This is a genomic window from Chromobacterium sp., from assembly GCF_041912965.1.
Taxonomy (GTDB): Bacteria; Pseudomonadota; Gammaproteobacteria; order Burkholderiales; family Chromobacteriaceae; genus Chromobacterium; species Chromobacterium aquaticum.
In genome coordinates this window covers 1-12,718 of sequence record NZ_JAYSGF010000072.1, presented here as the reverse complement: position 1 = coordinate 12,718, position 12,718 = coordinate 1, and the positions used below count along the sequence as shown (strand labels likewise).

The window sequence follows — 12,718 nt, the reverse complement described above, 5'->3', positions numbered from 1 at the left end:
GCGTTGAAGATCTTGTGGCGGCAGTGCTCGGAGTTGGCCTGCGCGAACATCATCAATTCCACGTCGGTGGGATTGCGGCGCATCTTGGTGAAGTTCTCCACCAGATACTCCACCTCGTCCTCGGACAGGGCCAGGCCCAGATCGGCGTTGGCCGCCTCCAGCGCCGCGCGGCCGCCGGCGAGGATGTCCACGCTGCTCATCGGCTGCGGGTCTTGATGGACAAACAGACGCGCGGCATCGTCCAGCGAGGCCAGCACCGTTTCCGTCATCCTATCGTGCAAGAGGCCCGTCAAAATATGACGAGCCTCTTCATTTAAAGATTGTTGTGCGGACTTAACCCAGAAGGCGGTGCCGCGTTCGATGCGGTGAATCCCTCCCAGCCCGCAGTGCTGGGCGATATCGGTGGCCTTGGAGGCCCAGGGCGACAAAGTGCCCAATCGCGGCGTCACCAGGAACAATTCGCCATCAGGCTGGCCGGCCAGCGGCGCTTCGCCGTAGCTCAGCAACTTGCCCAGGGTGGCCTGCTCTTCCAGCGTCAGTTCGGTTTCGCTTTCGGCGAAATGCCAGAATTCGGCACTGATGCTGAGATCCGGCAGCCCGGCTTCGGCGGCTGCGGCAAGCAGTTTTTCAAGACGGAACGGCGACAGCGCAACGCCGCCACGGAGCTTGGTAAGGTAAGACATTAGACACCCGCGACAAGTATCAGGAAAGCGCGTCATAATACAGCAATTCACTGTTTGTTTTAAGCGGCTAATTGCCCCCAAGGCCGCCGCTTAATAAAATATTCCGCATTTGGATAGCATTTCATCTCATCAGCAAGGAGCTTCCAGCATGAAAAAGGTTGAAGCCGTGATCAAGCCGTTCAAACTGGACGAGGTGCGCGAAGCCCTGTCCGAGCTGGGCATCAACGGCCTGACCGTCACCGAGGTCAAGGGCTTTGGCCGCCAGAAGGGCCATACCGAGCTCTATCGCGGCGCCGAATACGTGGTGGACTTTTTACCCAAGGTGAAAGTGGAAGTGATCCTGCCGGACGACCTGGTGGACCGCGCGATCGAAACCATCGTCGCCACCGCCCGCACCGGCAAGATAGGCGACGGCAAGATCTTCGTCACCCCGGTGGAGCAAGTGGTGCGCATCCGCACCGGCGAAACCAACGAGCAAGCGATCTAAGAACCTGTTCAAAGTCTGCTGCGCGTCGGCGATACGGCGTTGAAAACCGCTTCGAAATGCTCATGTACCACCCCAACCGTACACTCCGCATTCTCAGTCGCAACGCCTTGTCTCGCCTTAGCTCGCGAGATCGTAAACACGTTCAAAGCCCCCACGAGCAAGCGGCAGGCCAAGCGCCTGCCGCTTGGTCTCTCAGCGCATCTTCAGTTGATCGCCCTTGCCGGCGAATACATCCACCCGGGATTCCGGCCGCCGGCGCATTGCTCCAACTTCACCGTCTTATAGGTGCAAAACGCCTTCCCCGGCGCATTACGGTTTGAGTGCTCCACCCCATCCCAGCACACCGCGGTCGTGCCTTCGATCAGATAATTGGGATGCGGCGTCTTGCCATCGGTTTGCGCATAATCCTGCCCCGTGCAATCGCCAATGCCGCCAGCCTGCCACTTCATCGCGGCAACCTTGGCCGGCGCGTACACCCAGCCGGGGTTGCGTCCGCCCGTGCAGCTTTCCACCGTTGCCGATTTGTAAGTACAGAACGCCTGCCCCGGATTATTGACGTTGTTGTAAGTCTTGCCATCCCAGCACACCGCTATCGTCCTCGCCGTGGCCAGCGCCTTGGAGGGCAAGCTGGAACCATAACTCGCGTTCACATCGCGGCCGGCGCAGTCGCCAATGCCCTTCTCCTCCCAGGCGAACTCCTTGACCGGCGCCGCGCTGTACGCCTTGCCGGTATTGATCCCGCCCACGCAGGCAGTGCGGCTGACATTCTTGTAGGTGCAGAACGCAACGCCGGGGCTGTTGCGGTTTGAATAGACCTTGCCGTCCCAACACACGGCGGTCATGCCGCTTGCCGCATAATGATTATCCGGAACGCTGCCGCTGGTACTGCCCACATCCCGCCCCGTGCAATCCGTCAGCCCCGTGTCCAGCCATTCAAACTCCGCCGCGCCCGCGCCAGCAGCGCACAATGCCAGGCCAAGCGCCAACACTTTCAGTTTCATGTTTCATCCACACCAGGTTAATAGACGTCAAATGCGCGCCGGCCCCGCCTGGCGTGCTCAAGACGAAATCATAACCATGGCCCTGCGCATTCAAAAACCCGCATATTCACAAAACATAAGCTGACAACAATCAACATATCAAAGAAATAAACTCGCGACTCATCCCAACGCCCCGCCTCGGCGGGGCGTCGTCATTTGCATCAGCCCCTACGCTTGCGCTCCAACCGCGCCAGCGCATCCAGACCACGGTGAACCTGATGCATCGCTTCCACGTGCCGAACCAGGCTCACCCGCCGCCCGGCCAGGCCCAGCAATACCTCCAGATAGTTGAAAAAGCCCAGCCGCAGGCCGCGGCGGTGGCTGCGGTCGCTGTAATCGATGTCGCGCGCGATGCGATGCAACAAGCCGCGCCCGATATGCAGCTGATTGCTTTTCAGCAACTGCGCCAGGTGCGCGGCGTACTGACGGCCAAGCACGCAGGCGGCCTCGTAATCCGCGACCTCTTCCGGCTGCCAGTAATGCGGGTAAGTACGTCCCGGCAGATAGCGGACAAAGGGCAGATGGGTTTCCTTGGTTTCCAGCGCGATGAAATGGTAAAGCGAGCGCGGCATGGCCGGCTGTTGTGGAGCATCGATGATCCGGCGGACGCCAGAGGGGGATGCGGAAAGAGAGGGTTGATTGCGAGCAGACTTCGTCATTGCAGCCTCCTGAGCAAGTAGCGCCAAGCCGCGAAAGCGGCAAGGCGGGCACATGACAAGGTTGGCCTACCGGAGAAGAACCCAAACACCGGCGCACCTAATGAAAGGTGCCCTTGCCATGGCCCGCCCGGATCAGGCATGGCAATGACAAGCGGACGTGCTGCGAAGCACGCCCACCAGGTTCTTCATTTCGAGAGGCCAATCCCGAGCGCCGCGATTGCTGCGGCGCGCGGCTATTGTGACATGACGCGCCTGGGAGTCAAGGCGGCGCGGGCCTCCGAAGCGTAGCAGCCCTTTGAGCAGCTTCTTAATCCAAAGACCCGAACAGGCAAGTATGCACCTTGCCGTGCTTCTCCTGGCCCGCCGCCACCACCTTGCCGTCGCCGGACATGACGATATGGCTGCTGCTCCTCGCCTCGCCCGGGCAGAACAGGCGCTGCGTCTTCGGCGCGCCAAAATGCCAGCGCAAAGTGGCGTAGCCGCCCCGCTCCGGCTGGGTGGAGGTGCCCGCCACCACGCGGCCGTCCTGACTAAAAGCGGTCAGCGTCAGATCGTCGATCACCGGCGGGAACGGCGCCAGCTTGCCGTTTTCCAAGCGCAGCGGGAACATCCCGTCTGCCGTCAACGAGTTCAGCCATAAAGAGCGGCCATCCTCGGAGACCGAGCGCAAGAGCATCCCCAGGCTCTCCTTGTGGGTTTCCGCGCGCACCGCCGCCTCCAGATCCACCTCGCCCTCCGGCGAGATTTGCACGAAGGCGCGGCTATGGTCGCTTTCCCGATTAAAGGACACAAAAACCGTGCGCCCATCCGCGGACAAACCCTCCAACACGGACTTGGCGCGGATCACGCTGACGCCCTCGCCCGCACGCCAACGCACGGCGTCGCTCTCCATGAAGATATTGCCATCCTCGCGGCTCATGCCGGCCCAGGCCAGCACTTGCGCCTCGCGTTGCGCGTCAGCCGCCTTGCCTTCCGCCGCGGCAGGCCACGGCAAGGGCTCGCGCCGGCTAGGCTTGCCCTCGTCCAAGTTCCAGACAAAGCCGTGCCAAACGCCGGTGTCGGCATGCTTGAAGGAGCCGGCCACATCCCCGCTCACCGGATGGACGCCGGCAACTTGCAGCTTGGTCACCTCGCTCTCGCTCATCAGCGGGCTTTCGTTCATGAAATCTTGCATCCACCGCATCCGCCGCAGCATGTCCATATTGCCGCGCAAGGCAAGACCAGCCGTTACGCCCCCGTCCGCGCTCAGCGCCAGCGGCAGGCTCATGGGTTCCGGCAACAAGCTGAACCCCTTGCCCTCCACCCATTGGAAGCCGCGCAGCATCGCCTTTTCGTCGCTCAGCAGCCAGCCAATCACCGTGCGGCCGTCGGCGCTGATGTCGGTGACACCGGACAGCCAGGCCTGGCCCGCCGGCACCAGCGTCTCCAGCGCGCCGCCGCGCCGCCAACGCACCGCCTCCAGCTTGCCATCCCGGCCGCTTCCAAAAGCCAAGGTCAGGCCGTCTCGCGACATCGCCACATAGCTGCTGGTGAAATAGCCGCCCTTGGGCAAAGGCAGGGCCGCCTCCGTTCGGCCCTGACGCAAGGTCAGGCCATTGTTTGAACGCAGCGCCCACAGCTCATGCCAGGGAAAACGCAGCTTGAGCGCGTCGATCAAGCCCATCACGGAATCGCTCAGCTCACCATCGCCAGCGCTCAGCAGCTGCGCCGAGCCGTCATAGGACAGCTTTTCCGGGTAACGCGCTTTCAATAGGACAAAATCAGGTTTTGTGGCGGCGGCAACCGGCGCGCACAAAGCGGCCAGCACCAAGAGGGAAGCGAAGGTTTTGGACATGACTAATTATGATTATCGACTTAAAACACGAAATACTATCATCCCAAAGACATCGCCCTCAAACCAGTCACCCGCTGCGCCTGCCCGACATCAAACAAAAAGCCCCCGGATTCCGGGGGCTTTCACGCGGATCAAAGCCGGCTTATTTCCACAGCTTCCACCACGGCATCTCTTCGATGGACCAGCCATCGCGCAGATACGGGCTGTTCGGGTAGTTCAGCGCCAGCACGCGCTTGGCGTCGTCACGCAGCTGCGTCATGCCCAGCTTGTCGTAAGCCGCCATCATGATGCCCAGCGCTTCTTCCTGGTACTTGGTGTTGGCATAGCTCTTCACCACGCCCTGAGCGCGGTTGGCCGCCGCCAGATACGCGCCGCGCTTCATGTAGTAGCGCGCCACATGCATCTCGTTGCCGCCCAGCGCATCCAGCAGCCGGTCCATTTTCTTGGAGGCGTCTTCCTTGTAGATGCTGTTGGGGAAACGCGTCACCAGCTCGCGGAAGGCGGTGAAGGCCTCGCGCGCGGCGCGCGGATCGCGCTCGCTCATGTCCTGACCGGCCCACTTGGCCAGCAGACCGGAATCATCGTTGTAAAATACCAGGCCTTTCAGATAATAGATGTAGTCCAGGTTCGGGTGGGTCGGGTGCAGCTTGATGAAGCGGTCGGCGGAGGCGATGGCCTGCTCCGGCTCATTATCCTTGTAATGGGTATACGCCAGATCCATCTGCGCCTGCTGGGCATAGCGCCCGTAAGGGAAACGCGCTTCCAACGTTTCGTAGAGCTTGACAGCGCGGGTATAATTGCCGCTGTTCAACTCATCATGCGCTTCCGAATACAGCTTTTCCACGGTCCAGCCGCGAGTCTCATCGTAGGTTTCCGTGGTTGCACAACCGGCAAGCCCCATCACCAACATTGCAGCGACAACGTATCTTTTCATGACTGATCCTTACTTTGACCCGGACGATTATAGCGATATCTCAGAAAACGAGGTATCCGCTACACAACAACTTAATGTTCCGCTGTCGCTGGGCGGCGAACGGCTGGACGCCGCGCTGGCGAAATTGATGCCGGAATACTCGCGCAGCCGGCTGACGCAATGGATCAAGGACGGCCATGTGCTGCTGGACGGCAAGACCGCCGCGCCCAAGACCAAGGTGCTGGGCGGCGAGAAACTGGACGTCACCCTGATGCGCAGCAACGAGGAGATGGCCTTCCAGCCGGAAGCCATGGACCTGCCCATCATTTTTGAAGACGACCACATCCTGGTGATCAACAAGCCGGCCGGCCTGGTGGTCCACCCCGCCTCCGGCAACTGGAGCGGCACCCTGCTCAACGGCCTGCTGCACCACTGCCCGGCGCTGGCCCAAGTGCCGCGCGCCGGCATCGTGCACCGCCTGGACAAGGACACGAGCGGCCTGATGGTGGTGGCCAAGACGCTGCCGGCGCAGACCGAACTGGTGCGCCAGTTGCAGGCGCGCACCGTCAAGCGCATCTATCGCGCCATCGCCGACGGCAATGTGCCGTTTGACGGCACCATAGAAACCCAGATGGGCCGCGACCCGCACAACCGCCTGAAAATGGCGGTACTGAAATTCGGCGGCAAGCAGGCCATCACCCATGTACGGGTGCTGGAGCGCTTCGCCAGCCACTCCTATATCGAATGCAAGCTGGAAACCGGCCGCACCCACCAGATCCGCGTGCACATGCGCGAGGCCAACCACCCGCTGGCCGGCGACCCCATCTACGGCAATCTGCGCCACAAGATGGACGAGGACATCGCCGCCGTGGTCAAGGCGCTGGGCCGCCAGGCGCTGCACGCTTACTCGCTGACCCTGGTGCACCCGGCCAGCGGCGAGGAGCGCAACTGGAAAGCGCCGCTGCCGGACGACCTGCGCCACCTGCTGGACGTGCTGCGCGGAGACGGCGACACCGCCGACGCCGCGCCGCTGCCGCAGTTGCAGGACGAGACGGAAGACGAGGACTGGGACGATGAGGACGACGAAGACGATGGCGACGTGGAGGTGATCTATGTCCGCTGACAGGCCCGCCGAGCAGGCGCCGGACTGGCTGGAGGCCGACTGGCCGGCGCCGCCCAATGTGCGCACCCTGATCACCACCCGCAACGGCGGCGTCAGCGCCGCGCCCTATCACAGCCTGAACCTGGGCCAGCACGTGGGCGACGACCCGGCCGCGGTGGCCGCCAACCGCGCGCTGCTGCGCCAACAACTGCCGGCGGAGCCGGCCTGGCTGAACCAGGTGCACGGCGTGACGGTGGTGGACGCGGCCACCGTGGCCGCCGCGCCGCCGGACGCCGACGCCAGCTTCAGCCGCCAAAGCGGCGCGGTGTGCGCCATCATGACCGCGGACTGCCTGCCGCTCTTGCTGTGCAATAGCGAAGGCAGCGTGGTGGCCGCAGCCCACGCCGGCTGGCGCGGGCTGTGCGAAGGCGTGATCGAAGCCGCCGTGGCCGCCTGCGACGAGCGCCCGGCGCGGCTGATGGCCTGGCTCGGCCCCGCCATCGGCCCGGACGCCTTTGAAGTGGGCGCGGAAGTGCGCGCCGCCTTCATGGAACGCGATCCCGCCGCCGCGGCCGCCTTCAGCGATATCGGCGACGGCAAATACCTGGCCGACATCTACGCGCTGGCGCGCCAGCGCCTGAACGCCGCCGGCGTGGAGCAGATCTACGGCGGCGAGGAATGCACGGTGATAGACCGCGCGCGCTTCTTCTCCTACCGCCGCGACGGCCAGACCGGACGCATGGCCAGCCTGATCTGGCTGGAGTAAGCGTCGCGCCCGGCCTCGCCGCCCCTCCCCCCCCCCGCTCCGGCGGGGGTTTTCATTGCCAGGCCGTGACAAGCCAAAAATCCAACACGCCATGGCAAACCATGCTGCCGCGGCCTAGCCGCTGCGTTATGATGCAAATCCACAACATCTAGTGATGGACAATGCCGCCCCCGCTGTGGCTTGTTCTAACAAGGTTTTTTGACTACACAGTGAAATGTGTCCACTGGACAAAAAAAAATCTCACGCCCCGCAAAGCCAGCAACCACGGGCTTTCGCCATAAATCCCAGGCAAATCTGCCGTTAAATCTCCCGCTGTCAAGACTTGTACTGCCCCATACTCAACACTAGAATTTGGGTGTGTCTCGAGCTACAAACAATACATATTGTGTTTACCCACAGCTCGCGCACAGCTTTTCAACAGATTTGTCCACAGCCGGCCTGCCCCTCGGGAAACGCAGTAACGGAAGGACGCAACCACCCACCTTATCGAGGGCTACATGCAATTGACCACCTTTGAAGGGCAGACCGCCGCAGAACTCGGCCGCGCAGCCGCGCCCAAGGCCGATTTCAGCCAGTACAAAACCATCCGTCGCAACGGTGCGGTGGTGCCGTTCGAACCCGTCAAGATCTCCATCGCCATGACCAAGGCCTTCCTGGCCGTCATGGGCCATCAAGGCGCCACCTCCGCCAGCCTGCGCGAAAAAGTCGCCCAGCTGAGCGAGCAAGTGGCCAGCGCCCTGATGCGCCGCAAGCCGGAAGGCGGCGCCATCCACATCGAAGACATCCAGGACCAGGTGGAACTGTCGCTGATGCGCTTTGGCGAGCATGATGTAGCCCGCGCCTACGTGCTGTACCGCGAACAGCGCTCCCAAGAGCGCGCCGCCCGCGGCGAAGCGCTGACCCAGGTGCAAATCAACGTGGTGCGCAAGGACGGCCGCAAGCTGCCGCTGGACATCGCCCGCCTGCGCGCCACCATCGAATCCGCCAGCCAGAACCTGGCCGGCATCGATATCGACGCCATCCTCAGCGAAACCCTGAAGAACATCTACGACGGCGTCAGCGAAGACGAAGTCAACAAATCCGCCATCCTGGCCGCCCGCTCCATGATCGAGCAGGACCCGGCTTACGATTACGTGACCGCCCGCCTGCTGCTGAACAATATCCGCCTGGAAATCCTGGGCGAAGCCGTCAGCCAGGAAGAAATGGCCAAGCAGTACGCGCTGTACTTCCCCACCTTCATCAAGAACGGCATCGACGCCGAACTGCTGGATGAAAAGCTGGCCGAATACGACCTGAAAAAACTGGGCGCCGCGCTGGACGCCAACCGCGACCTGAAGTTTGGCTACCTGGGCCTGCAAACCCTGTTCGACCGCTACTTCCTGCACGTGGACGGCAACCGCATCGAAATGCCGCAGGCCTTCTACATGCGCGTGGCCATGGGCCTGGCGCTGAACGAAGTGAACCGCGAAGCGCGCGCCATCGAGTTCTACAATGTGCTGTCCAGCTTCGACTTCATGTCGTCCACCCCCACCCTGTTCAACTCCGGCACCCGTCGCAGCCAGCTGTCCAGCTGCTACCTGACCACCATTGCCGACGACCTGGACGGCATCTACGAAGGCATCAAGGAAAACGCCCTGCTGTCCAAGTTTGCCGGCGGCCTGGGCAATGACTGGACCTCCGTGCGCGCCATGGGCTCCCACATCAAGGGCACCAACGGCAAATCCCAAGGCGTGGTGCCGTTCCTGAAAGTGGTCAACGACACCGCCGTGGCGGTGAACCAGGGCGGCAAGCGCAAGGGCGCCGTCTGCGCCTACCTGGAAACCTGGCACGCGGACATTGAAGAATTCCTGGAGCTGCGCAAGAACACCGGCGACGACCGCCGCCGCACCCACGACATGAACACCGCCAACTGGATTCCGGACCTGTTCATGAAGCGCGTGATGGAAGGCGCGGACTGGAGCCTGCTGTCCCCGTCCGAAGCCCCGGACCTGCACGACCTGTACGGCGCGGCCTTCGAGAAGCGCTACAAGGAATACGAAGCCATGGGCGAGCGCGGCGAGCTCAAGGTGTACAAGCGCATTCCGGCGCTGTCCCTGTGGCGCAAAATGCTGACCATGCTGTTTGAAACCGGCCACCCGTGGATGACCTTCAAGGACCCGTGCAACATCCGCAGCCCGCAGCAGCACATGGGCGTGGTGCACAGCTCCAACCTTTGCACCGAGATCACCCTCAACACCAATGAGGACGAAATCGCGGTCTGCAACCTGGGTTCCGTCAACCTGTCCGCCCACCTGATGGCGGACGGCAGCCTGGATTCCGAAAAACTGCAGCGCACCATCCGCATCGCCCTGCGCATGCTGGACAACGTGATCGACATCAACTTCTACCCGGTGAAGAAGGCGCGCAACTCCAACCTGAAACACCGTCCGGTGGGCATGGGCATCATGGGCTTCCAGGACTGCCTGCACCAGAAGCGCGTGGCCTACGGCTCCGACGCCGCGGTGGAGTTTGCCGACGAATCCATGGAAATGGTGGCCTACTACGCTTACTGGGCCTCCACCGAACTGGCGGAAGAACGCGGCCGCTACCCGTCCTACAAGGGCAGCCTGTGGGACCGCGGCATCCTGCCGCACGACAGCATCAACCTGCTGGCGGCCGAACGCGGCGGCTTCCTGGAAGTGGACCGCAGCGAACGCATGGACTGGAACGCGCTGCGTGAACGCGTGAAAACCCACGGCATGCGCAACAGCAACTGCCTGGCCATCGCGCCCACCGCCACCATCGCCAACATCATCGGCGTATCGGCGAGCATTGAGCCGACCTACCAGAACCTGTTCGTCAAATCCAACCTGTCCGGCGAATTCACCGTCACCAACGAATACCTGGTGCGCGATCTGAAAGCCGCCGGCCTGTGGGACGAAGTGATGGTGGCCGACCTCAAGTACTTCGACGGCAGCCTGGGCCAGATCGACCGCGTGCCGGCCGAACTGAAAGCCATCTACGCCACCGCCTTCGAGCTGGACCCGCGCTGGCTGGTGGAAGCCGCCTCCCGCCGCCAAAAGTGGATCGATCAGGCGCAGTCCCTGAACCTGTACATGGCGGGCGCTTCCGGCAAGAAACTGGACGAGCTGTACAAGCACGCCTGGTTGCGCGGCCTGAAAACCACCTACTACCTGCGCACCCTGGCCGCCACCAGCGCCGAGAAATCCACCGGCCGCGGCGGCGAACTGAACGCGGTGTCCAACAGCCACGGCCAAGCGGCCGCGGCACCGGAAGCCGTGGTGGACAACACCCCGGCCACCGACGCCAAGTTCTGCAGCATCGACAACCCGGATTGCGAGAGCTGCCAATAAGGCGGAAGCAGCCATCCTGGCTTGAACGGCCGGCCCCTTAGGGCTGGCCCAGCCTGGCCCCGGCCAGGCTCCATCTCACAGCCCCCTGCCCGCCGCCGGCGTTGAATTGGCCCCGCACCCCGGCCTCCCTTTGCCCGTGTGCCCAAAGCGGCCCGGAAACACCGGCAGCGACCCGCGCGGCGGCAAACCGCGCGGCCCACTCTCAGGGGAAACCGGATGGAGATAGAGGCGTTTTTCAACAGCTACGCCAAAGGCTACAGCCAGCTGGACGTGGCCCGGGTAAGCGCGCACTTCACCGTGCCCTTCACCGCCATCCATCAGGGCGACCTGAGCAGTTGGGAAGACATGGCATCGCTGCGCGACACCACCACCGCCTTGCTGGCGTGGTACCGCAGCCAGGGCTTTCTCAGCGCCAGCCACCAGCTGGACAGCGTGTTGAGCTTTGGCCCCGACGCCGCCAGCGCCCGCGTGCGCTGGACCGTGCAGCGCCAGGACCAGCCGGCCTGGGAATATTGCACCGGCTACCACCTGAAACGGGTGGACGGCAAATGGAAGATTTACGGCCTGGTGCAGTACCAGGACGCGCCGCAACGGTAAACAGTACCCAGCCTCAAGCCGCTTGCCCCCAGGCGGCTTCGGGATGGAAACGCCGCCGGCCCGCGATGCGGGCGGACGGAAACAGCTCAAGGCCAAGCAAGCAAGCGCGGCGGGTGTTGAGCGGTTTCCAGGAAGACGAGGCCCACGGCCCCGCCGCCACCAGCCAGGCTTCAGCAGGAGGTCAGATGCAAACGTTTGAAAACATCCGGATCAACGGGTTTTGCGAACAAAGAACCCACAACCCCGACAAGCAGTTTGTGCTGTTCAATATGTACCTGACGCTGAACCAGGCCCCGCCCTGCGAATGGAAGGACCTGTTCAACGAAGCCCGCCGCCTGCCGCGCCAGAAAGTGTGGCGCAAAGCCTGGGTGGAAGCGGACGCGCTGGTGGTGTACTGCCAGCCGGAAGAACTGCAGCAGCAAATAGAGCTGCTCAAGCAAGACATAGAACAAGCCAACCGGCAATACCGCCAGCTGCTGAAGCTGCGGCAGCCGCGCGGCAACCAAGTGGAGCAGGAGGAAAGCAGCGAACGCCAGCTGATCCACCGCCTCAGCCAACAGCTGCGCTTCTGAAAGGACACCGCTCATGAGCGCCACCGCATTCTGTATCGCCCGCCATGGCGAACATGGCAAAGACGCAGGCTACCGCAAACTGGGCAGCCTGCACGTGGACCTGGACCCGGTGCCGGCAATCGCCGCCGCGCCGCGCCAGATACAAATACTGCGCAAAAGCAGCCTGCCGCTCAGCCCCAGCCTGGCTGGCGACAAGCAGCCGCTGCCACCCCAAATCACCGCGCCGGACGCGGAGTAAATCCAGACAGGAGCCCTTAATGCTGAACTTTGACGACACCATCGAAACCAAACCGGCCGCCCCCTCCGCGGGCGCCAACGCCGCCGGCCGCGTCAACGTGGTGGACAAAAAAGTGATCAACGGCACCACCGACGTCAACCAGCTCGTGCCCTTCAAACACAAATGGGCATGGGAAAAATACCTGGCCCAATGCGCCAACCACTGGATGCCGCAAGAAGTGAACATGCAGCGCGACATCGAACAGTGGAAAACCGGCCAGCTGACCGAAGACGAAATGCGCATCGTCAAGCGCAACCTCGGCTTCTTCGTGACCGCGGACTCCCTGGCCGCCAACAACATCGTGCTGGGCACCTACCGCCAGATCACCAGCCCGGAATGCCGCCAGTTCCTGCTGCGCCAGGCCTTTGACGAAGCCATCCACACCCACGCCTACCAATACATCGTGGAAAGCCTGGGCCTGGACGAAGGCGAAGT

12 protein-coding genes and 1 pseudogene are annotated in these 12,718 nt (G+C 62.8%); 8 read left to right on the top strand and 5 right to left on the bottom strand.

Going from position 1 to position 12,718, the window contains the following annotated elements:
• Window positions 1-683 (bottom strand): annotated as a pseudogene (locus ACE3QM_RS22180) (phosphoribosylformylglycinamidine synthase); the annotation flags it as partial.
• A gap of 148 nt (window positions 684-831) precedes the next feature.
• Here ACE3QM_RS22180 and ACE3QM_RS22175 point away from each other — a divergent pair.
• Entirely contained in the window at window positions 832-1,170 is a 339-nt protein-coding gene (locus tag ACE3QM_RS22175; protein WP_048410347.1) for a P-II family nitrogen regulator, read from the top strand.
• A gap of 203 nt (window positions 1,171-1,373) precedes the next feature.
• Here ACE3QM_RS22175 and ACE3QM_RS22170 read toward each other — a convergent pair whose 3' ends face one another.
• The 4 genes from ACE3QM_RS22170 to ACE3QM_RS22155 all read right to left on the bottom strand — a co-directional run bounded on the left by ACE3QM_RS22170 (window position 1,374) and on the right by ACE3QM_RS22155 (window position 5,637).
• Window positions 1,374-2,171, bottom strand: coding sequence for a hypothetical protein (locus ACE3QM_RS22170; protein ID WP_374424938.1), 798 nt, complete (start codon window positions 2,169-2,171; stop codon window positions 1,374-1,376).
• Between the two features lie 200 nt (window positions 2,172-2,371).
• Window positions 2,372-2,782, bottom strand: coding sequence for a hypothetical protein (locus ACE3QM_RS22165; protein ID WP_231460719.1), 411 nt, complete (start codon window positions 2,780-2,782; stop codon window positions 2,372-2,374).
• 394 nt (window positions 2,783-3,176) lie between these two features.
• A complete protein-coding gene (locus ACE3QM_RS22160) occupies window positions 3,177-4,703 on the bottom strand; it encodes a hypothetical protein (protein WP_374424935.1) in 1,527 nt (508 codons plus the stop codon).
• A 142-nt stretch (window positions 4,704-4,845) separates the two neighbouring features.
• Complete coding sequence (locus tag ACE3QM_RS22155; protein WP_048410343.1) at window positions 4,846-5,637, bottom strand: outer membrane protein assembly factor BamD; 792 nt, start codon at window positions 5,635-5,637, stop codon at window positions 4,846-4,848.
• Here ACE3QM_RS22155 and rluD point away from each other — a divergent pair.
• The 7 genes from rluD to ACE3QM_RS22120 form a co-directional block, all read left to right on the top strand.
• A complete protein-coding gene (gene rluD, locus ACE3QM_RS22150) occupies window positions 5,636-6,739 on the top strand; it encodes a 23S rRNA pseudouridine(1911/1915/1917) synthase RluD (protein ID WP_048410342.1) in 1,104 nt (367 codons plus the stop codon). The genes ACE3QM_RS22155 and rluD overlap by 2 nt on opposite strands.
• Complete coding sequence (gene pgeF, locus ACE3QM_RS22145) at window positions 6,729-7,484, top strand: peptidoglycan editing factor PgeF (RefSeq protein ID WP_374424932.1); 756 nt, start codon at window positions 6,729-6,731, stop codon at window positions 7,482-7,484. The genes rluD and pgeF overlap by 11 nt, the downstream gene beginning before the upstream one ends.
• A 497-nt stretch (window positions 7,485-7,981) precedes the next feature.
• A complete protein-coding gene (locus tag ACE3QM_RS22140) occupies window positions 7,982-10,837 on the top strand; it encodes a ribonucleoside-diphosphate reductase subunit alpha (RefSeq protein WP_374424930.1) in 2,856 nt (951 codons plus the stop codon).
• Window positions 10,838-11,053: 216 nt separating this feature from the next.
• Entirely contained in the window at window positions 11,054-11,434 is a 381-nt protein-coding gene (locus ACE3QM_RS22135) for a nuclear transport factor 2 family protein (protein WP_374424928.1), read from the top strand.
• A 185-nt stretch (window positions 11,435-11,619) separates the two neighbouring features.
• Window positions 11,620-12,006 carry a hypothetical protein gene (locus ACE3QM_RS22130; protein WP_374424926.1) on the top strand — a complete coding sequence of 129 codons (387 nt, stop codon included), beginning with the start codon at window positions 11,620-11,622 and terminating at the stop codon, window positions 12,004-12,006.
• A gap of 13 nt (window positions 12,007-12,019) precedes the next feature.
• Entirely contained in the window at window positions 12,020-12,244 is a 225-nt protein-coding gene (locus ACE3QM_RS22125; RefSeq protein ID WP_231460714.1) for a hypothetical protein, read from the top strand.
• Between the two features lie 19 nt (window positions 12,245-12,263).
• On the top strand, window positions 12,264-12,718 hold a 455-nt coding region (locus tag ACE3QM_RS22120; protein WP_374424924.1), incomplete at its 3' end, for a ribonucleotide-diphosphate reductase subunit beta.

Bases quoted from the DNA above. Each gene is read 5' to 3' on its own strand.
- ACE3QM_RS22165 (WP_231460719.1), bottom strand. From the start codon at position 2,782: ATGCCGCGCTCGCTTTACCATTTCATCGCGCTGGAAACCAAGGAAACC.
- ACE3QM_RS22160 (WP_374424935.1), bottom strand. From the start codon at position 4,703: ATGTCCAAAACCTTCGCTTCCCTCTTGGTGCTGGCCGCTTTGTGCGCG.
- ACE3QM_RS22155 (WP_048410343.1), bottom strand. From the start codon at position 5,637: ATGAAAAGATACGTTGTCGCTGCAATGTTGGTGATGGGGCTTGCCGGT.
- rluD (WP_048410342.1), top strand. From the start codon at position 5,636: ATGACTGATCCTTACTTTGACCCGGACGATTATAGCGATATCTCAGAA.
- ACE3QM_RS22175 (WP_048410347.1), top strand. From the start codon at position 832: ATGAAAAAGGTTGAAGCCGTGATCAAGCCGTTCAAACTGGACGAGGTG.
- ACE3QM_RS22170 (WP_374424938.1), bottom strand. From the start codon at position 2,171: ATGAAACTGAAAGTGTTGGCGCTTGGCCTGGCATTGTGCGCTGCTGGC.
- ACE3QM_RS22125 (WP_231460714.1), top strand. From the start codon at position 12,020: ATGAGCGCCACCGCATTCTGTATCGCCCGCCATGGCGAACATGGCAAA.
- ACE3QM_RS22130 (WP_374424926.1), top strand. From the start codon at position 11,620: ATGCAAACGTTTGAAAACATCCGGATCAACGGGTTTTGCGAACAAAGA.
- ACE3QM_RS22140 (WP_374424930.1), top strand. From the start codon at position 7,982: ATGCAATTGACCACCTTTGAAGGGCAGACCGCCGCAGAACTCGGCCGC.
- ACE3QM_RS22135 (WP_374424928.1), top strand. From the start codon at position 11,054: ATGGAGATAGAGGCGTTTTTCAACAGCTACGCCAAAGGCTACAGCCAG.
- pgeF (WP_374424932.1), top strand. From the start codon at position 6,729: ATGTCCGCTGACAGGCCCGCCGAGCAGGCGCCGGACTGGCTGGAGGCC.